Source organism: Streptomyces sp. CC208A, from assembly GCF_030010625.1.
In the GTDB taxonomy this organism is placed as follows: Bacteria; Actinomycetota; Actinomycetes; order Streptomycetales; family Streptomycetaceae; genus Streptomyces.
Window position 1 is genome coordinate 54898 of the sequence record NZ_JASCXN010000028.1, and the last position, 19299, is coordinate 74196.

Consider the following 19299-nt stretch of genomic DNA (forward strand, 5'->3'; position numbering starts at 1 on the left):
GAAGTGAGCCACTTCGAAGTGAGCGCTCGCTCACGCGCCGGAGGCAGCCCACCGCACCGCGCCCGGCTCGGCCGGCACGGTGCGGTGGGCCGGCGTCAGCCCTCGGTCGAAGGGCGCGTGCTCGCGCGCATGATGAGCTGCGGTTCCACCAGGAGGTGCTCGGCCTTCCGGGCACGGCCCTCGATGTGGTCCACCAGGAGCCCGATGCTCCGGCGCCCGATGGCGGCGAAGTCCTGGCGGACCGTCGTCAGCGGCGGGGGGAAGTACTCGGCCTCCGGGATGTCGTCGAAGCCGGCGACGGCCACCTGCGCGGGGGTGCGGATCCCGGCCTCGCGCAGCGCCCGCAGGACGCCGAGCGCCATCTGGTCGTTGGCGACGAAGACGGCGGTGACCGGTGCCGTCCCGCGACGGGCCAGGGCGAGCCCGGCGAGCTCCTGTCCCGCCCGGTACCCGGACAGCGGGCTCCAGTCCCCCTCCAGGACGCGCGGGGGCTCGATGCCGCTCTCCTCCAGGACCGCTCGCCAGCCCGCCGTACGGGCCTCGCTCTCCAGCCAGTCGCCGGGGCCCGCCACGTGCCAGACGGTGCTGTGCCCGGCGGCGAGCAGGTGCTCCGTGACCATGCGGGCGCCGAGCTCCTGGTCGAGGGAGACGCCGGGCAGGTCGAGCTGATGGCCGCCCTCCACCGTCACCACGGGGAAGGGCGCGTCCAGTTCGGCGAGCGCCTGCACGTGCGAGCGCTGCGGGGTGATGGCGACGACGCCCTCCACCCCCCAGGCCGCGAGGTGGTCGATGGCGTCCTTGAGCCCCTGCCCCGATCCGGTGCGCAGGCTGACGGTCGAGACGAGGTAGCCCTCTTCGCGCGCCGCCTCCTGCAGGCCGGTCATGGTGCTGGCGGGGCCGTACAGGGAGGTGTTGACGGCGATGACGCCCAGCGTCCTCGTCCGGCGCGTCACCAGGGCGCGGGCGGCGGAGTTGCGGCGGTAGCCCAGCCGTTCGATGGCCGCGGTGACCTGTTCCCGGGTGGCGGCGCGCACGTTGGGGTGGCCGCTCAGGACCCGGGAGACGGTCTGGTGGGAGACCCCCGCCTCGCGTGCGACGTCGGCCATCGTCGGCGGGCGGACGTCTTCCGCGGGATGCGTCACGTTCGCCTCCCTTCTCCCTGCTTGCGGCTGTGCATCGCTCACGGCTGCGCATCGATGCGAGAAAAACCTTAGCGCCTCTTGTATCACGCTGTTGTGAGCGCTAACAATCTAGCTCGACCGGGGCGCCGAAGCCCCGGCCACCCGGCCGGAACGGTGTCGTCCCGGTGGTGCGGGGACACGCGCTGCCGCCGATCCCGTCCCGGTCGCAGCCGCCCTCGACGACGGGATCCCCCGGTGACGCCCATGAAGAAGTTCCGTTCCGCATCCGCCCTCCTGGCCGTGACCACCAGCTGTGCCCTGCTCCTGACCGGCTGCGGCCAGGACAGCGAGGGAGGCAGCCAGGAGTCGAAGGACAAGAAGGACCTCACCATCGGCATCGCCATGCCCACCAAGTCCTCCGAGCGGTGGATCGCCGACGGCCGGAACATGACCGAGAGCCTGAAGAAGGCCGGCTTCGCCACCACCCTGCAGTACGGCGAGGACGACCCCGACCAGCAGGTCGCCCAGATCGAGAACATGATCACCCAGGGCGTCGACGCCCTCGTCGTGGCCGCCATCAACGGCGAGGCCCTCTCCAACGTCCTCCAGCAGGCGGCGGACGCCCGCATCCCGGTGATCTCCTACGACCGGCTCATCCTCGGCTCCCCGCACGTCGACTACTACGCCTCCTTCGACAACGAGAAGGTCGGCGAGCTCCAGGCCACGTACATCGTCGAGAAGCTGGGCCTGAAGACCGGCGCGAGGAAGGAGCCCTTCAACATCGAGCTGTTCGCCGGGTCCAACGACGACAACAACACCAAGTACTTCTTCAACGGCGCCATGAAGGTGCTGAAGCCCTACCTCGACAAGAAGCAGCTGGTCGTGCGCTCCGGCCAGACCCAGCTCAACCAGGTCACCACCCTGCGCTGGGACGGCGGGACGGCGCAGAAGCGCATGGACGACCTGCTGACCTCCGCGTACTCCGACGCCCGGGTCGACGCCGTGCTCTCCCCCTACGACGGCATCTCCATCGGCATCCTCTCCGCCCTGAAGTCCGACGACTACGGAAGCGCCGCCAAGCCGCTGCCCGTCGTCACCGGCCAGGACGCGGAGGTCGCCTCCGTGAAGTCGATCATCGCGGGCGAGCAGACCCAGACCGTCTACAAGGACACCCGCGCCCTCGCGCAGGTCGCCGCCGACATGGTGAGCGCCGTCCTCGCCGACAAGAAGCCCGAGATCAACGACGACACCACCTACGACAACGGCAAGAAGGTGGTCCCGGCCTTCCTCCTCGACCCGGTGAGCGTCGACAGGTCGAACTACCGGAAGGTCCTGGTCGACTCCGGCTACATCGACGCCGGGGCGCTGAAGTGACCCCCCTCCTCCGGATGCGGTCCATCGTCAAGACCTTCCCCGGCGTCAGGGCCCTCTCCGAGGTGACCCTGTCGGTGGAGCGCGGCGAGGTGCACGCCCTGTGCGGGGAGAACGGCGCCGGGAAGTCGACCCTCATGAAGGTCCTGTCCGGCGTCCACCCGCACGGGACCTACGAGGGCGAGATCCTCCTCGACGGCGAACCGTGCCGCTTCAAGGGCATCAGGGCCAGCGAGCGGCACGGCATCGTCATCATCCACCAGGAGCTCGCGCTCGTCCCCCACCTGTCGATCGCCGAGAACGTCTTCCTCGGCAACGAGCCGTCCCGGCGGGGGGTGATCGACTGGCGCGAGGTGCTGCGCCGCGCTTCCGAACTGCTCAGGCGGGTCGGTCTCGACGAGCACCCCGAGACCCGGGTCGCCGACATCGGCGTCGGCAAGCAGCAGCTCGTGGAGATCGCGAAGGCGCTCGCGAAGGACGTCCGCCTGCTGATCCTCGACGAGCCCACCGCGGCGCTCAACGACGAGGACAGCGCGAAGCTGCTGCGGCTGATGCGGGAGCTGAAGGACCAGGGCATCACCTCGATCCTCATCTCGCACAAGCTGAACGAGATCGCCCGGATCGCCGACTCCGTCACCATCCTGCGCGACGGACGCTCCATCGAGACCCTCGACGTCCGGGACCCGGCCACCACCGAGGAACGCATCATCCGCGGCATGGTGGGGCGGGACCTCGACAGCCGGTTCCCCGAGCGCACGCCGTACGAGGGCCCGGCCGACGCCGAGCCCGCCCTGGAGATCCGGGACTGGACCGTGCGCCATCCGCTCGACCGCGGCCGCAAGGTCGTCGACGGCGTCTCGCTCCGGGTCCGCCGCGGGGAGATCGTCGGCGTCGCGGGGCTCATGGGGGCCGGCCGCACCGAACTCGCCATGAGCGTCTTCGGCCGTTCCTACGGCCACTACGAGCGGGGCACGGTGCTCAGGGACGGCCGCGAGGTGCGGACGCGTACGGTTCCCGAGGCGGTCGCCCACGGCATCGCGTACGTCACCGAGGACCGCAAGCACTACGGGCTCGACCTCGGGGACTCGGTGAGCCGGAACATCTCGCTCGCCTCGCTCGGCGCCCTCGCCCGCCGCGGGATCGTCGACGGGCACGAGGAACGCAAGGTGGCCGAACGGTACCGGCGGACCATGAACATCAAGACGCCGAGCGTCCTCGAACCGGTCGGCCGCCTCTCCGGCGGCAACCAGCAGAAGGTCGTCCTCAGCAAGTGGATCCTCGCCGGCCCCGACGTCCTCGTCCTCGACGAGCCCACGCGCGGGGTCGACGTGGGAGCCAAGTTCGAGATCTACACCGTGATCGACCGGCTCGCCGCCGAGGGCAAGGCGATCCTCCTCATCTCCTCCGAACTGCCCGAACTCCTCGGCATGTGCGACCGCGTCTACACCATGGCCGCGGGACGGCTGACCGGCGAGGTCGGCCGCGAGGACGCCACCCAGGAAGTCCTGATGCGGCACATGACGCAGGACACCCCCGCCCCACCCGCCGCCACCGCCTCCAGCGAAGGACAGCAGGCATGAGCACCGACGTCAGCAGCAAGACGACCACCCCGGCACCCCCGGGCCGCGGCTCCCCGTCCACCGGGGCGCCGGTGGTCCGGGTGCTCCTGGACGGCGTCCGGCGGAACATGCGCCAGTACGGGATGCTCTTCGCGCTCGGCCTGATCGTGCTCCTCTTCCAGGTCTGGACGGGCGGCGACCTCCTGCTGCCGCGCAACGTCTCCAACCTGGTGCTGCAGAACAGCTACATCCTCATCCTGGCCATCGGCATGATGATCGTCATCGTCTCCGGCCACATCGACCTGTCGGTGGGCTCCCTGATGGCCCTGGTCGGTGGCGTCGGGGCGGTGCTCATGGTCGAGCACCGGCTCTCCTGGCCCGTCGCGGTGCTGCTCACCCTGCTGCTCGGCGCCGCCGCCGGCGCCCTCCAGGGCTTCTTCATCGCGTACGTCGGCATACCGTCGTTCATCGTGACCCTCGCCGGGATGCTGCTGTTCCGCGGGCTCACGGAGATCTTCCTCAAGGGACAGACCCTCGGCCCCTTCCCGGAGGGACTGCAGAAGGTCGCCAACGGCTTCCTGCCGGAGGTCGGGCCGCGGACCAACTACCACAACCTGACCCTCCTCCTCGGTCTGGGGCTGATCGCCTACGTCGTGTTCCAGGAGGTTCGGGACCGCCGCCGCCAGCGGGAGTTCGCCCTGGAGACGCTCCCCACGGGCCTGTTCGCGCTGAAGGTGACGGCGCTGGTCGCCGCGGTCCTGGTCACGACCCTGCTGCTCGCCAGCTACAAGGGCGCCCCCGTGGTCCTCCTGATCCTGGCCGTGCTGCTCGTCGGCTTCGGCTACGTGATGCGCAACGCGGTGATCGGCCGTCATGTGTACGCGATCGGGGGGAACCTGCCCGCCGCGAAGCTGTCCGGCGTCAAGGACAGGAAGGTGACCTTCGCGGTCTTCCTCAACATGGGCATGCTCGCGGCGCTCGCCGGCCTCGTCTTCGCCGCGCGCTTCAACGCGGCCTCGCCGAAGGCCGGCGTGAACTTCGAACTGGAGGCCATCGCCGCCGCGTTCATCGGCGGGGCGTCGATGAGCGGGGGCGTCGGCACCGTCCTGGGGGCCATCATCGGCGGCCTGGTCCTGGGTGTGCTCAACAACGGCATGAACCTGGTCGGGGTGGGCACCGACTGGCAGCAGGTCATCAAGGGCCTGGTGCTGCTCGCCGCGGTCGGCTTCGACGTGTGGAACAAGCGGAGGGCGGGCGCCTGACACCGCTCCCTGACAGGGCCGTGCCCGCCGGTGGAGGAACCCGGCGGGCACGGCCCTTTCGGTGTGTGCGTACGCCCCCTGGCGGGGCTATCGCGCCGGGCGGGATCCGCCGAAGAGGCGCTGGAGGAGGATGAAGACGAACAGCAGGCCACCGATGACGATGCGCGTCCACCACGAACTGAGCGTGCCCTGGAAGCTGATGACGGTCTGGATCAGGCCGAGGACCGTCACGCCAAGCGCGGTCCCCAGGACGAAACCGGAGCCGCCGCTCAGCAGCGTCCCTCCGATGACGACGGCCGCGATGGCGTCGAGCTCCATGCCGACGGCGTGCAGGGCGTAGCCGGACAGCATGTAGAACGTCAGCAGCAGGCCGCCGAGGGCGGAGCACAGGCCGCTCACGGCGTACACCGCGACCTTGGTGCGTCCCACCGGCAGGCCCATGAGACGGGCCGAGGACTCGTTGCCGCCCAGGGCGTAGACGGTGCGGCCGAAGCGGGTGTGGTGCAGGACGAGGAAGGCGAGCACGAGCACGACCAGGGCGATGACCACGGCGGGCGAGACGAACAGGCCGCCGGGCAGGAGCACCCGCGTCTGGGCGATCCGCGTGGTCGTCGGGTCGGTGAGGGAGAGGGACTCCGTGCTGATCATGTAGCAGAGGCCGCGGGCGAGGAACATGCCCGCGAGGGTGACGATGAAGGGCTGGATCTCGAAGGTGTGGATCACCCAGCCCATCAGGGCGCCGCCTCCGGCCCCCACCAGGAGGACCAGCGGCACCGCCAGGGCGAGCGGCAGGCCGTTCTGTTCGACGAGCCAGGCCGTCAGCATGGTCGACAGGGCCACCATGGAGCCGACGGACAGGTCGATCCCGCCGGTGAGGACGACGAACGTCATGCCGATCGCCACGACGAGCAGGAAGCCGTTGTCGATCAGGACGTTGAGCAGGACCTGCGCGGAGAAGAAGCCTTCGTACCGCAGGGAGCCGATCGAGAACATCGCGACCAGCAGGGTGGCCGTCACCAGGAGCGGCAGGCGGGCGGCGTGCCGTGCCGAGAACCGGTGGAGCGGCTTGCCGAGGGAGTCGAGGGTGGTGCTCACGGGTGGACCTCCTGCCGGCGGGCTCCCACGTCGCCAGCCGCGGGGGCCGGGGCGGCCGGCCGGCGACGGCGTGGGAGCCGCGCACGGAACGCGGGCGACTGGACGAGGCACACGACGATGACGACGAGGGCCTTGAAGACGAGGGTGGTCTCCGGCGGTACGCCGAGGGTGTAGATCGTGGTGGAGAGGGTCTGGATGATCAGCGCGCCCAGGACCGTTCCGCCGAGGGAGAAGCGGCCGCCGGTGAGGGCGGTGCCGCCGATGACCACGGCGAGGATGGCGTCCAGTTCGATCCACAGGCCGGCGTTGTTGCCGTCGGCGCTGGACACGTTGGAGCTGATCATCAGGCCGGCCACCGCGGCGCACACGGCGCTGACGACGTAGACCATGACGAGGAGGCCGCCCGCCCTGATGCCGACGAGCCGGCTCGCGACCGGGTTGCCGCCCACCGATTCGATGAGCATGCCGAGCGCGGTCCGGCGGGTGACGAGGGAGGCGACGGCGACGAGGGCCGCGGCGAGGAGGACGGCGAAGGGGAGGGTGAGCCAGTAGCCGCCGCCGATCATCTTGTAGGCGGCGCTGGAGACGCTGATGATCTGGCCGTCGGTGATCAGCTGGGCCACGCCGCGCCCGGCGACCATGAGGACCAGGGTGGCGACGATGGGCTGGACGCCGAGCCGGGCGACGAGGAAGCCGTTGAGGAATCCGATCGCGGCGGCCGCGGCGATCGCCACCGCGACCGCCGACAGGACGGTGGACAGGCTGCCGGGATCCTGCGCGGTGGCGATGTGCTCGCAGGCGAGGGCGCCGGCGATGGCGACCGTCGAGCCGACCGAGAGGTCGATGCCCCGGGTGGCGATGACCAGCGTCATGCCGAGCGAGACCAGGATCAGGGGGGCGCCGAACTGGAGGATGTCGACGAGGCTGCCGTACAGGTGTCCGTTCTGGACGCGGACGGCGAAGAAGTCGTGGGTGAGCGCGAGGTTGCCCAGGAGCAGGGCGGCGAGGGCGGCGGCGGGCCAGAACAGGCGGTGCTCGGTGAGCCGCCGGGCGGCGGGCGCCCGGCCCTGGCGCGCCCCGGCGCCCGTGTCGTCGGGTGGTGTCATGAGGTGGCTCCGGTGGCGATGGCGCCCAGGATCCGGTCGGGCGTCAGGGTCGTGTCGTTGGGGAGGACGGCGACCAGCCGGTGGTCGCGCAGGACGCCGATCCGGTGGCTCAGCCGCAGCACTTCCTCCAGTTCGGCGGAGATGTACAGGACGGCGGTGCCCTCCGCGGCCAGGCGGGTGACGAGCCTCTGGATCTCCGTCTTGGCGCCGATGTCGATGCCCCGGGTGGGTTCGTCCAGGATCAGCAGCTCGGGGTCGGTGAGCAGCCACCGGGCGAGCAGCACCTTCTGCTGGTTGCCTCCGCTGAGGTTGCGGACCTGTGCCTCGGGGTCGGCCGGGCGGATGTCGAGGACCTCGGTCCACCGGGCGGCGATCTCGTCCTGCCGGGCGCGGGAGAGGGGCCGGGTCCAGCCGCGGGCGGCCTGGAGGGCGAGCACGATGTTCTCGCGGACCGTGAGTTCGCCGATCAGGCCCTCGGCCTTGCGGTTCTCCGAGCAGAAGGCGATCTTGTGGGCGATCGCGGCGCGCGGCGAGCGCAGGACGGCGCGTTCGCCGTGGATCCGCAGTTCGCCTCCGTCGGCGTGGTCGGCCCCGAAGAGCAGCCGGGCCGCCTCGGTCCTGCCGGAGCCGAGGAGTCCGGCCAGGCCGATGACCTCCCCGCGGTGGATGTCCAGGTCGTACGGCTGGACGGAGCCGGTCCTGGCGAGGCCGCGGGCGCTCAGGAGGGGGGCGTCCGCGCTCTCGGGGGTGGCCGTGGTGTCGGGGCGGGAGGTCTCGGCCAGCTCGTCGAGGGTGTCCAGTTCGCTGCCGACCATGCGGTGCACCAGGGTGACGGGGGTGAGTTCGTCGATCCGGTACTCGCCTTCGAGGCGTCCGTTGCGCAGGACGGTCACCCGGTCGCACAGGTCGAAGACCTGGTCGAGGAAGTGGGTGACGAAGAGGATCGCGACGCCCCGGTCGCGGAGGCGGCGCACCAGGGCGAACAGCTGGGCGACCTCGTCCCGGTCGAGGCTGGAGGTGGGTTCGTCCAGGACGAGGACCTTCGCCTGGACGTCCACGGCGCGGACGATCGCGACGAGTTGCTGGACGGCGAGGGAGTACGCGCTCAGCGGCAGGCGGACGTCGAGGTCGAGTTCCAGCTCGGTGAGGAGCCGTGCCGCGCGCCGGTGGAGGGCCGACCAGTGGACGAGGCCCAGGCGCCTGGGTTCACGGCCGATGAGGATGTTCTCGGCGACCGAGAGGTTGGGGCAGAGGTTCACCTCCTGGTAGACCGTGCTGATTCCGGCGTGCTGGGCGTCCAGGGGCGCGGCGAACCGCCGGGGGCCGCCGTCGACGGCGACCGTTCCCGCGTCGGGCGGGTGGACGCCGGTGAGCACCTTGATGAGGGTCGACTTGCCGGCGCCGTTCTCGCCCATCAGGGCGTGGACCTCGCCGGGGAAGAGGCGCAGGTCCACGCCGTCGAGGGCGAGGACTCCGGGGAAGGCCTTGCGGATGCCGTGGGCTTCCAGGACCGGCCGGTCGGTGGGGGTGCGAGGGGTGGGTGGGGCTGCCATCCGCCCTCCTCTCCTGAGGATTCTCCTGAGGGAGCGGGGGCGGCACGAGGGCCGCCCCCGGTGCGGACGGAGGGTCAGTACTGGCGGCCGGGCAGGGCGGCCGCGGCCTGGTCCTGGGTGAAGACGCCCTCCTTGACCTCGACCCGGCGGGGGACGGTCTCGCCGGCCGCGACCTTCTTGGCGAGTTCCATGAGCTGGTCGCCGAGGAGCGGGTTGCACTCGACCACCACGTTGATCTTCTTCTCCTGCATGGCGACGAAGGCGTCCTTGATGCCGTCGACGGAGATCACCTTGATGTCGGTGCCCGGCTTCTTGCCCGCCTCCTCGATGGCCTGGATGGCGCCCAGGGCCATGTCGTCGTTGTGGGCGTAGAGGACGTCGATGTCCTTGTGGGACTTGAGGAAGGCCTGCATGACCTCCTTGCCCTTGGCGCGGGTGAAGTCCCCGGTCTGGGAGGCGACAATCCTGAACTTGGGGTCGCCCTTGACGACTTCGGCGAAGCCGGCCTTGCGGTCGTTGGCGGGTGCGGAGCCGGTGGTGCCCTGGAGCTCCACCACGTTGACCGGCTCGGAGGTGCCCTCGTACTCCTTCACGAGCCACTTGCCGGCCTCCTGGCCCTCCTTGACGAAGTCGGAGCCGAGGAAGGTCCGATAGAGGGAGGTGTCCTGCGAGTCGACCGCGCGGTCGGTGAGGATCACCGGGATGCCGGCGTTCTTGGCCTCCTTCAGGACGGTGTCCCAGCCGGACTCCACCACCGGCGAGAAGGCGATGACGTCCACCTTCTGCTGGATGAAGGTGCGGATCGCCTTGATCTGGTTCTCCTGCTTCTGCTGCGCGTCGGAGAACTTCAGCGTGACGCCGGCCTTCTCGGCCGCCTCGCGGATGGAGGTGGTGTTGGCGGTACGCCAGCCGCTCTCGGCCCCCACCTGGGCGAACCCGAGCACGAGCTTGCCGTCGGAGGAGCCCTTGCCGCCGGTGGTGCCGGTGGTCGCGGGTTCGGTGGTGCAGGCGGTCAGCGCACCGCCTGCCAGGACGGCGGCGGCGATGACGCGGAGGGCTCTGTGGGCCATGGCGTGGTTCCTCTCGGGACGTGCGTCGTACCAGGCGGGGCCCTGAAGACAAGGGGGCCCCGGCGACCGGCTGGCTGGCGAGTGCGAGACATTGTGAGCGCTAACAGAGATGTAACTCAAGGGTTTTCACGGCAGTTACCCGTTCTTGATACGAGGAGGCGAGGAGCGGGAGGACTAGATTTGTGAGCGCTAACAGCCACAGTGCCCCTAGAGGCCGGGGATCGAGTTCGCGGCGATGGCCCTGGAGTACCAGCGGGCGCTGCGCTTCGGGGTGCGCAGTTGGGTGGCGTAGTCGACGTGGACGGCCCCGAACCGCTTCCCGTAGCCGTACGCCCATTCGAAGTTGTCGAGCAGGGACCAGAGGAAGTAGCCGCGCACGTCGGCGCCGTCGGCGATGGCCCGGTGGACGGCGGCGAGGTGCCGGTGGAGGTAGTCGATCCGGTCGTGGTCGTGGATCCGGCCGTCTTCGGCGGGGAGGTCGGGGAAGGCGGCGCCGTTCTCGGTGATCGCCAGCGGGAGGCCGGGGTGGGCGCGGGAGACGGCCATGAGGAGGTCGTACAGGCCGGTGGGGTCGATGGCCCAGCCCATGTCGGTGGTGTCGCCGGGCGGCAGGTGGAAGTTGACGTTCTCGGAACCGGGCCACGGGGAGTGGTCGCTCTCGCCGTGGGCGTGGGCGGCCGCGGCGGCCCCGGGGGTGGGGGCGGAGACGACGGTGGGGGTGTAGTAGTTGATGCCCAGGAGGTCGATGGGGGCCGCGATGGCGGCCTCGTCCCCCGGTGCGACGAGGGTGTCCCAGTCGACGAGGTGGGCGGTGTCGGCGATGAGGTCGGCCGGGTAGCCGCCGGAGAGCATCGGACCGGTGAAGATCCGGTTGCCGACGGCGTCGACGCGGCGGGCCGCGTCGAGGTCGGCGGGGTCGGAGGTCAGTGCCCTGACCTGGTGGAGGTTGAGGGTGACGGCGACCTGGGCGTGGGCGGGCAGGGTCGTACGCAGCGCGGCGGTGGCGCGGCCGTGGGCGAGGTTCAGGTGGTGGGCGGCGCGGAGGGCGAGTGCGGGGTCGGTACGGCCGGGGGCGTGGACGCCGGAGCCGTAACCGAGGAAGGCCGAGCACCAGGGTTCGTTGAGGGTGGTCCACAGCGCGACCCGGTCGCCGAGGGCGTCGGCGGCCAGGGCGGCGTACTCTCCGAACCGTTCGGCGGTCTCGCGTACCGTCCAGCCTCCCTCGTCCTCCCGTTCCTGGGGGAGGTCCCAGTGGTAGAGGGTGGCGACGGGCTGGATGCCGGCGTCGAGGAGTTCGTCGACGAGCCGGCTGTAGAAGTCGAGGCCCGCCCGGTTGGCGGGGCCCCGGCCGCCGGGCTGGACGCGGGGCCAGGACAGGGAGAAGCGGTAGGCCTGGAGGCCGAGATGGGACATCAGGGTGACGTCGGTGCGGTAGCGGTGGTAGTGGTCGCAGGCGATGTCGCCGGTGTCGCCGTTGACCACCTTGCCGGGGGTGCGGGAGAAGGTGTCCCAGATGGAGGGGGTGCGGCCGTCCTCGGCGACGGCGCCCTCGATCTGGTAGGCGGCGGTGGCCGCGCCCCACAGGAAGCCGGGCGGGAAGTGCAGTCGGTCGACGGCCGTGGAGGCGGGGGTGGTGACGGGGGTCGCGGTCATGGTGGTGTCTCCCTTTGACAGAGCTGACGGAGGGTGCGGGACGAGGAGAGCGGGCGGAGGTCAGCCCTTGACGGCGCCCTGGGTGATGCCGCCGACGATGTGACGGCCGAAGAGGACGAAGACCAGGAGCAGGGGCAGGGTGCCCATGAGCGCTCCGGCCGTGATGACGGACCAGTCGGTCGACCAGCCGGTGCCGAGGCCGGCGAGGGCGACCTGGACGGTGGGGTTGGTGGAGCCGTTCATGACGATGATCGGCCACAGGAAGTCGTTCCAGGACTGGACGAAGGTCAGCATGCCCAGGACCGCCATCGCCGGGCGGGCGACGGGGAAGACGACGTGCCAGATGACGCGCAGCGAGTTGGCGCCGTCGACCCGGGCGGCTTCCAGGAGTTCGGTGGGCAGGGCCTGGGAGAGGAACTGGCGCATGAAGAAGACGCCGAAGGCGGTGACCAGGACGGGCAGGATCAGCGCCCCGAGGTGATTGGCGAGGCCCAGGTTCTTGGTGAGGATGAACAGGGGTACCACGCTGAGCTGCGCGGGCACGGCGAGGGTGGACAGGACCAGGCCGAGCATCACCTTCTTCCCCCGGAAGCGGAGTTTGGCGAAGGCGAAGCCCGCGAGGACGGAGAAGGTCACCGTGCTGACGGTGACGGTCCCCGCGACGAGCGTGGAGTTCAGCAGGGCGACGCCCATGCCGCGCCCGCCGGCGTTGTGCCACACGTAGGTGAGGTTGTCGAAGAGGTTGCCGCCGGGCAGCATCGGCGGCGGGCTGGAGACGACGGCGTGGCTGTCGGTGGAGGCGGCGACCAGCGTCCAGTACAGCGGGAACAGCGAGGCCAGGGCCGCGAGTCCGAGGACGATGTGGGCGAGCGGCCCGGCGCGGTGCTGGCCGCCGGCCCGGCCGGCGCGGGTGGACGGTCGCGCCGCCGGGCGAGGGCGGTCGGAGACGGGTGCGGTGGTGGTCATGTCGTACTCCACGTCACTGGGAGGCGCGCAGGCGGCGGGTGATCAGCGCGTTGACGAGCCCGATGAGCAGCAGCAGGCCGAACATGATCCAGGCGACCGCGCTGGCGCGCCCGAGCATGCTGGAGTGGAAGCCCTGGTCGTACATGAGGATGCCGAGGGTCTCGTACTGGTGGTCGGTGCCGCCCTGGTGGCCGCTCTGGCCGCCGAAGAGGTAGGGCTCGCCGAAGAGCTGGGTGGCGCCGATGGTCGAGACGATCACCGTGAAGAGGATCGTGGGGCGCAGGGCGGGGACCGTGACGTGCAGGAACTGCTGCCAGCGGTTGGCGCCGTCCAGGGCGGCGGCCTCGTACAGCTCGCGCGGCACGGCCTGCATGGCCGCGAGGTAGATGAGGGCGTTGTAGCCGGTCCAGCGCCAGGTGACGATCACGGAGATCGCGAACTGCGAGCTCCAGCGTCCGGCCTCCCAGTGCACGGGCCCGGCGCCGAAGAGGCCGAGGAACCAGTTGGCCATGCCGCCCTCGGGGCTGAAGATCAGGGCGAAGACGAGGGTGGCGGCGGCGACGGAGGTCGCGTACGGGGCGAGGAGCGCCGTGCGCAGGAACCCGCGGGCACGGAGCCGGTAGTTGAGCAGGTGGGCGAGGCCCAGTGCCATCAGCAGCTGGGGGACGGTGGACAGGACGCCGAGGGTGAAGGTGTTGAGGAGCGCGTTCCAGAAGTAGTGGCTGACCTGGCCGGTGAACAGGTCCGTGTAGTTGCGCAGGCCCACCCATTCGGTGCGGTCGACGTTGTACAGGCTCACCCGGTGGAAGGAGAGCCATCCCGTGTAGAGCAGCGGGAAGAGCCCGAAGGCGGCGAAGACGAGGAAGAACGGGGCGACGAGGGCGTACGGCGTGCCCTTGGTGTCCCAGCGGTGCAGACGGCTGCGCCAGGCCGAGGGGCCGGAGGGGCGGGCCGGGGGCGGCTGGGTGTCCTTCCTGTCTGCGGGGCCGTTGCGGCTGGGTGCGGTCGTGGAGGCCACGGGCGGGTTCCTTCGGTGGTCACGGCGGGCCGTGTCGGCGGGGCTTGTCGGTGCGTCGTGTCGGTGTGGCGTGCCGGTACGTCGTGTCGGTGTGGCGTGCCGGTATGTCACATCGGTGCGTCGTATCGGTACGGCGCATCGGTACGGGGAGGGGCGGCCGGCTCCCCTGCGGCCGGCCGGCCCCTCCCCTCGCGACGGCGGCCGGGGAGAGGCGGGCGAGGCGGGAAGGGTTACTGGATGGTGCTGTCGATCTGGCGGACGGTGGCGTTCCATGCCTCTTCCGCGCTCTTGCCGTTCTGCTCCATGAGCTGGACTCCGGTGCTGAACGCCCCGGTCAGGTCGCCCGCCCGCGGTCCGATCTCGGCGGGCTTGATGGCCTTGGCCGCGGCGGAGAAGACCTGGCCGGTGGCGGCGTCGGGGCCGATGTAGGGGTTCTTGTAGTCGACGACGCCCGGCAGGTCGTAGGCGGCCTGGTTGGCGGGGATGTTGCCGACCTTCTGGAAGACCTTCGCCTGCTGCTCGGGCGCGGTGAGCCAGGCGACGAGCTTCTTGGCCTCGTCGACGTGCTTGCCGGAGGCCGGCACGGCCAGGAAGGAGCCGCCCCAGTTGCCGGCGGCCGGGGGCTGGGCGACGTTCCACTTGCCCTTGTTGCCGGGGCCGGAGAACTGCTGGATGTTGGCCTGCTGCCAGGAGGGGCAGACGGTGGTGGCGAAGGTGGACTTGGAGAACGCGGTCTGCCAGGGGGTGTCGAACATCTTCAGGCCCTGGCTGGTCTTGCCCTGGACGGCCTTGACGGCCAGGTCCCAGGCGGTCCTGACGCTCGGCGAGTCCTTGTAGGCGAGCTTGCCGTCCTTGTAGTACTGGACGGGGCTGCTGGCGACGACGGCGTTGAACAGCCCGGTGGCGCTGTCCATGAAGGAGGTGCCCTTGGGTGCCTTGGCCTGGTACTCCTTGCCCACCTCGACGAACTTCGCCCAGTCGCCCGCCCACAGCTTGCCGACCGCCTCGGGGTCGGAGGGAAGGCCGGCGGCCTTGAACAGGTCCTGGCGGTAGCAGATGGCCATCGGGCCGACGTCGGTGCCCAGGCCGATCGTCCTGCCGTCGGCGGTGGTGGCCTGGTCCCACTTCCAGGGCAGGTAGTTCTTCTTCTCGACGCCGGGGGCGTCGGACAGGTCGGCGAAGGCGTCGGCGAGGTCCTCGGAGGTGGCCAGGGATATGCGGCCGACTTCGAGGGCCTGGACGTCGTCCAGGCCGCCGCCCGACAGCCGGGTCTGCAGGGCGGTCCAGTAGTTGCCCTCGGCAGTCGTCGGGTTCTCCTTGATGACGATCTCCGGGTGCTGCTTCATGTAGGCGTCGTACAGGCCGGCCTCCTTGTACCCGAAGGTCCCGAAGGTGCCGACGGTGAGGGTGATCTTCCCGTCGGCGGAGGTGGATCCGGTGTCGGAGGACGAGCAGCCGGCGAGGGCGAGCGCGAGCGTCGCCGCCGCGGAGGCGAGGGCGGCGGAGCGGACACGGGCGCGCGGCACGGACGGGCGGGGCATGGCATCTCCTCGATGCGTCGGGGGAGGGTGAGGGGTACGCCGGAAGATCGCCGTGTCGGCGGTCGGTGGTCGGCGCGGAAGGGGCGGCCTTGGGGTTCGCCCTTCGGATTCGGCCTACGCATGCGGCCTTGGGATTCGGCCTACGAATGGGGCCTTGGGATTCGGCTTTCGGAGGCCGGGGTGAGGCCACGCTCTCGGGGTCCCTTCCCGGTTTGGGAGCGCTCCCAAAAGGTGGCGTCGAAACCCTGCCGCCCCGTTGACGGTCTGTCAAGGCGGCAGGTCAGGCAGGGTCGAGAGGCGGCGAAGCGGGCCGTCAGGCGCTGGCGCGGGTGACCAGACGCGTGGGGAGGATCAGCGGGGTGGGGGCCTGTCCGTTGATGAGCGCCACGAGCATGCGCGCCATCTCGCGGCCGAGACCCTCTATGGGCTGGTGCACCGTGGTCAGGGGCGGATCGGCGATCCGGGCCACGGCCAGGTCGTCGAAGCCGACCACGGCGACGTCGGCGGGGACGCGGCGGCCGGCCTCGCGCAGGGTGCGCAGGGCCCCCGCCCCCATGTTGTCGTTGGCGGCGAACACCCCGTCCAGGTCCGGGTGCCGCGCCAGCAGCGCGGCCATGGCGGCCGCTCCGCTGGACTCCGTGAAGTCACCGGCTTCCGGCGGATACGGTTCGAGGCCCGCCGCCAGGACGGCGTCCTGGTACCCGCGATACCGGGCTCGCCCGGCCTCGGTGTCGAGCCGTCCGCAGATCGTGGCGACCCGGGTCCGGCCGAGCGAGATCAGGCGCTCGGTCGCGGCACGCGCTCCGCCGAGGTTGTCGACGTCCACGTACCACCGGGGGTCTAAACCGACCGGGCGGCCGCCGAACACGACGGGCATCTCCGCCTCCTCCGCCATGTGGGCCAGCGGATCGTCCTCGCGCAGCGCCATCAGCATCACACCGTCGGCGCCCTTGGAGCGGAGCAGCTTCTCCACTCTTCCGCGCCCCCGGTCGGAGGCGGCCAGACACAGCATCAGGTGCAGGTCGGCCTCCTCCAGGGCGGCCGAGGCGCCCACGATCACCTGGGCGAAGAACGGATCCGCGAAGATCGACGGATCCTCTCCCGAGACGACCAGGGCCGCCGCGCCGGTCTGGCGGGTCGCCAGCGCCCGGGCGGTCGGGTTCGGTACGTAACCGAGCTGGTGGACGGCCCGTTCGACCGCCTCGCGTTTGGCGCGGCTGACGTGCGGGGCGTTGTTGAGCACACGCGAGGCCACCGACCGTGAGACTCCGGCCAGTTCGGCCACCTCGTCGAGGGTCGACTGCCGACGCGGCACACCTTCGGCCATGATCCGCCTTCCTGTCGCGGCCTGAACACCCGGAAGGCTGGAAGCGCTTCCAGTTCCAGGACTGTAAAGCCTTCCCGCCGTCATGTGAAGTGTGGGTTACGGGACGGTACTTGACAGTGCCGATCAGTGCGTCACACGATACGGCCACGCTCCGGACCCACAGAACGCGCACTGGGACCGCTTCCAATGGGAGCGCTTCCATGGGTCCCCGTACCACCGCACTTCCTCAGTGCGTCGCCCGGTCGGGACGAGACCGCGCGCCGCATCCGCCGTCAGGAAACCGAGGTACAGTCATGCGCCGCAGAATCCGCGCCCTCGTGGCAGCCCTCTCCGCGCTGCCGTTGGCGCTCGCCGTCGCGCCGTCCGCCCATGCGGCGGACCCGACCACCATGACCAGCGGGTTCTACGTGGACCCCAACTCCAGTGCGAAGCAGTGGGTCGCCGCCAACCCCGGCGACGGCCGGGCGCCCGCCATCAACGCGTCCCTCGCCAACACCCCCATGGCCCGCTGGTTCGGCTCCTGGAGCGGCACCATCGGCACCGCCACGGGGGCGTACGCCGGGGCGGCGGACTACCACGACAAGCTGCCCATCATGGTCGCGTACAACATCTACCACCGCGACTACTGCGGCGGGCACTCCGGAGGCGGCGCCTCCTCCCCGTCCGCCTACGCGAGCTGGATCGCCCAGTTCGCCGGCGGGATCGCCAACCGGCCGGCCGTCGTCGTCCTCGAACCGGACTCCCTCGCGGACTACGGCTGCATGAACCAGGCCCAGATCCGCGAACGCCAGGGCATGATCAGCGGCGCCCTCGCCGAGTTCAACCGCCAGGCCCCCAACACCTGGGTCTACCTCGACGCCGGGAACCCCGGCTGGGTGAGCGCCGGGACGATGGCCCAGCGCCTCCACGAGGCCGGCCTGCGGCAGGCCCACGGCTTCTCCCTCAACATCTCGAACTACTACACCACCGCTCAGAACACCGCCTACGGCAACGCGGTCAACAGCGAACTGGCCGCCCGTTACGGCTACACCAAGCCGTTCGTCGTCGACACCAGCCGCAACGGCAACGGTTCCAACGGCGAGTGGTGCAACGCGGCCGGCCGCCGCATCGGCACGCCCACCCGGCTGGGCGGCGGTGCCGAGATGCTGCTGTGGATCAAGGCCCCGGGCGAGTCCGACGGCAACTGCGGCGTCGGGACCGGCTCCACGGCCGGCCAGTTCCTCCCGGAGGTCGCCTACAAGATGATCTACGGCTACTGACCGGCGACCGCTGACATCCGACTCCTGTGGCCCGGTGACCACCGCCCCGCGACCGGGCCACAGGTACCACCGACCCCTCTCCTCCCCCGTCCCTCCGACCAGGAGCCCTCAATGAAGCCACGCAGCCTACGGCGCCGCGCCACCGCCGCCCTCGCGGCGTTCGCCGCCTGTGCCGCCCTCACCGCGACGCAGGGGCAGGCGCAGGCCGCGCCCGCCGGGGACACGCTCACCCCGGCCACGAAGTTCTACGTGGACCCGCACAGCAAGGCAGCCAAGCAGGCCCTCACCGATCTCCGGAACGGCGACTTCGCGAACGCCGTGAACATGGCGAAGCTCGCGAGCTGGCCGCAGGCGGAGTGGTTCACCGAGGGCACGCCCGACGAGGTCCGGGGCAAGGTGAAGCGCCTCGTCCGCGAGGCCCGGGCGGTGAACCGGACCCCCGTCCTGGTCGCCTACAACGTGCCGGGCCGGGACTGCACCCAGTACTCCAGCGGCGGTGCCGCCTCCTCCGCCGCCTACCGGCAGTGGATCGACGCCTTCGCCGCCGGCATCGGCGACAGCAAGGCCGTCGTCGTGGTCGAGCCCGACGGCCTGGCCCTCCTCCCGGACGACTGCGGCCCCGACGTGGACCCGACCGGCGAGCTCACGGAGGCCCGCATCGCCGATCTCGCGTACGCGGTCAGGACCATCAAGTCCAAGTCCCGCACCGCCGTCTACCTCGACGCGGGCAACGTCCTGTGGCGGCCGGTCGGCGAGATGGCGCGGCGCCTGCTCGACGCCGGCGTCCAGGACAGCGATGGCTTCGCCCTCAACGTGTCCAACACCCACCCCACCGACCACAACGCGCGCTACGGCACCTGGATAGCCAAGTGCATGTGGTTCGCCACCGAAGGGCCCGAGCACGCCCGGGGCCACACCGACTGGTGCGCCACCCAGTACTACTCGCCCGCCGCCCCGAACGACGGTGCCCCCGGGAACGCGGTCGACTCCGCCGACCCCGCCACCTGGCGCTGGACCGACGCCTGGTTCGACCAGAGCGTGGGCGCTCCGCCGAGCGAGGCGCTGCACCACTTCGTCATCGACACCAGCCGCAACGGTCTGGGCGCCTGGACCCCGGAGCCCGGCAAGTACACCGGGGACCCGGAGATCTGGTGCAACGCGCCCGGCCGCGGCCTCGGCCCGCGCCCGACCGCCGACACCGGCGTCCCGCTCGTCGACGCCTACCTGTGGATCAAGATCCCCGGCGAGTCCGACGGCAGCTGCACCCGCAACACCGGCGGCACGATCGACCCCGAGTACGGCATCGTCGACCCGCCCGCTGGCACCTGGTGGCCCGAGCAGGCCCACACCCTCGCGCGCAACGCGGCACCGCGGCTGACCTTCAACCGCTGAGCCCCG

Annotated in this window: 15 protein-coding genes; 5 read left to right on the plus strand and 10 right to left on the minus strand. The window is 70.9% G+C overall.

Features of this window, described 5'->3' with window-relative positions; translation table 11 throughout:
• Nucleotides 1–95 precede the first annotated feature (95 nt).
• Nucleotides 96–1106 (minus strand): LacI family DNA-binding transcriptional regulator, encoded by a 1011-nt coding sequence (locus QK442_RS26460; protein WP_282696632.1) that lies wholly within the window; start codon nucleotides 1104–1106, stop codon nucleotides 96–98.
• A gap of 279 nt (nucleotides 1107–1385) precedes the next feature.
• Here QK442_RS26460 and chvE point away from each other — a divergent pair, with 279 nt between their 5' ends.
• From chvE to mmsB, 3 genes are read left to right on the plus strand one after another with little or no spacing between them, the layout of a single operon-like run.
• Complete coding sequence (chvE, locus tag QK442_RS26465) at nucleotides 1386–2495, plus strand: multiple monosaccharide ABC transporter substrate-binding protein (RefSeq protein WP_282696577.1); 1110 nt, start codon at nucleotides 1386–1388, stop codon at nucleotides 2493–2495.
• Between the two features lie 14 nt (nucleotides 2496–2509).
• Nucleotides 2510–4072, plus strand: a complete 1563-nt coding sequence (gene mmsA, locus QK442_RS26470) for a multiple monosaccharide ABC transporter ATP-binding protein (RefSeq protein WP_282696578.1) — start codon at nucleotides 2510–2512, stop codon at nucleotides 4070–4072.
• Nucleotides 4069–5313 (plus strand): multiple monosaccharide ABC transporter permease, encoded by a 1245-nt coding sequence (gene mmsB, locus QK442_RS26475; RefSeq protein WP_282696579.1) that lies wholly within the window; start codon nucleotides 4069–4071, stop codon nucleotides 5311–5313. The genes mmsA and mmsB overlap by 4 nt, the downstream gene beginning before the upstream one ends.
• Before the next feature lie 87 nt (nucleotides 5314–5400).
• Here the strand turns inward: mmsB and yjfF are convergent, their stop codons facing one another.
• The 9 genes from yjfF to QK442_RS26520 form a co-directional block, all read right to left on the minus strand.
• The gene (yjfF, locus tag QK442_RS26480; protein WP_282696580.1) at nucleotides 5401–6408 is read right to left on the minus strand and encodes a galactofuranose ABC transporter, permease protein YjfF; all 1008 of its coding nucleotides are present in this window, start codon (nucleotides 6406–6408) and stop codon (nucleotides 5401–5403) included.
• Entirely contained in the window at nucleotides 6405–7514 is a 1110-nt protein-coding gene (locus tag QK442_RS26485; protein ID WP_282696581.1) for an ABC transporter permease, read from the minus strand. The genes yjfF and QK442_RS26485 overlap by 4 nt, the downstream gene beginning before the upstream one ends.
• The gene (locus tag QK442_RS26490) at nucleotides 7511–9067 is read right to left on the minus strand and encodes a sugar ABC transporter ATP-binding protein (RefSeq protein ID WP_282696582.1); all 1557 of its coding nucleotides are present in this window, start codon (nucleotides 9065–9067) and stop codon (nucleotides 7511–7513) included. Before QK442_RS26490 ends, QK442_RS26485 begins: the two co-directional genes overlap by 4 nt.
• A 74-nt stretch (nucleotides 9068–9141) precedes the next feature.
• The gene (locus tag QK442_RS26495; RefSeq protein WP_282696583.1) at nucleotides 9142–10137 is read right to left on the minus strand and encodes an ABC transporter substrate-binding protein; all 996 of its coding nucleotides are present in this window, start codon (nucleotides 10135–10137) and stop codon (nucleotides 9142–9144) included.
• Nucleotides 10138–10344: 207 nt separating this feature from the next.
• Nucleotides 10345–11790, minus strand: coding sequence for a GH1 family beta-glucosidase (locus QK442_RS26500; RefSeq protein ID WP_282696584.1), 1446 nt, complete (start codon nucleotides 11788–11790; stop codon nucleotides 10345–10347).
• Nucleotides 11791–11850: 60 nt separating this feature from the next.
• Entirely contained in the window at nucleotides 11851–12756 is a 906-nt protein-coding gene (locus QK442_RS26505) for a carbohydrate ABC transporter permease (RefSeq protein ID WP_282696585.1), read from the minus strand.
• A 13-nt stretch (nucleotides 12757–12769) separates the two neighbouring features.
• Nucleotides 12770–13774: a sugar ABC transporter permease gene (locus tag QK442_RS26510; RefSeq protein ID WP_282696586.1), complete on the minus strand. Its 1005-nt coding sequence runs from the start codon at nucleotides 13772–13774 to the stop codon at nucleotides 12770–12772.
• A 230-nt stretch (nucleotides 13775–14004) separates the two neighbouring features.
• The gene (locus QK442_RS26515) at nucleotides 14005–15315 is read right to left on the minus strand and encodes an extracellular solute-binding protein (protein WP_282696587.1); all 1311 of its coding nucleotides are present in this window, start codon (nucleotides 15313–15315) and stop codon (nucleotides 14005–14007) included.
• Nucleotides 15316–15628: 313 nt separating this feature from the next.
• Nucleotides 15629–16642 (minus strand): LacI family DNA-binding transcriptional regulator, encoded by a 1014-nt coding sequence (locus QK442_RS26520; RefSeq protein WP_282696588.1) that lies wholly within the window; start codon nucleotides 16640–16642, stop codon nucleotides 15629–15631.
• A 293-nt stretch (nucleotides 16643–16935) separates the two neighbouring features.
• Here QK442_RS26520 and QK442_RS26525 point away from each other — a divergent pair, with 293 nt between their 5' ends.
• Together QK442_RS26525 and QK442_RS26530 are read left to right on the plus strand one after the other, a co-directional pair.
• Nucleotides 16936–17901 (plus strand): glycoside hydrolase family 6 protein, encoded by a 966-nt coding sequence (locus QK442_RS26525; RefSeq protein WP_282696589.1) that lies wholly within the window; start codon nucleotides 16936–16938, stop codon nucleotides 17899–17901.
• A gap of 111 nt (nucleotides 17902–18012) precedes the next feature.
• Complete coding sequence (locus QK442_RS26530) at nucleotides 18013–19293, plus strand: glycoside hydrolase family 6 protein (protein ID WP_282696590.1); 1281 nt, start codon at nucleotides 18013–18015, stop codon at nucleotides 19291–19293.
• Nucleotides 19294–19299: the final 6 nt, after the last annotated feature.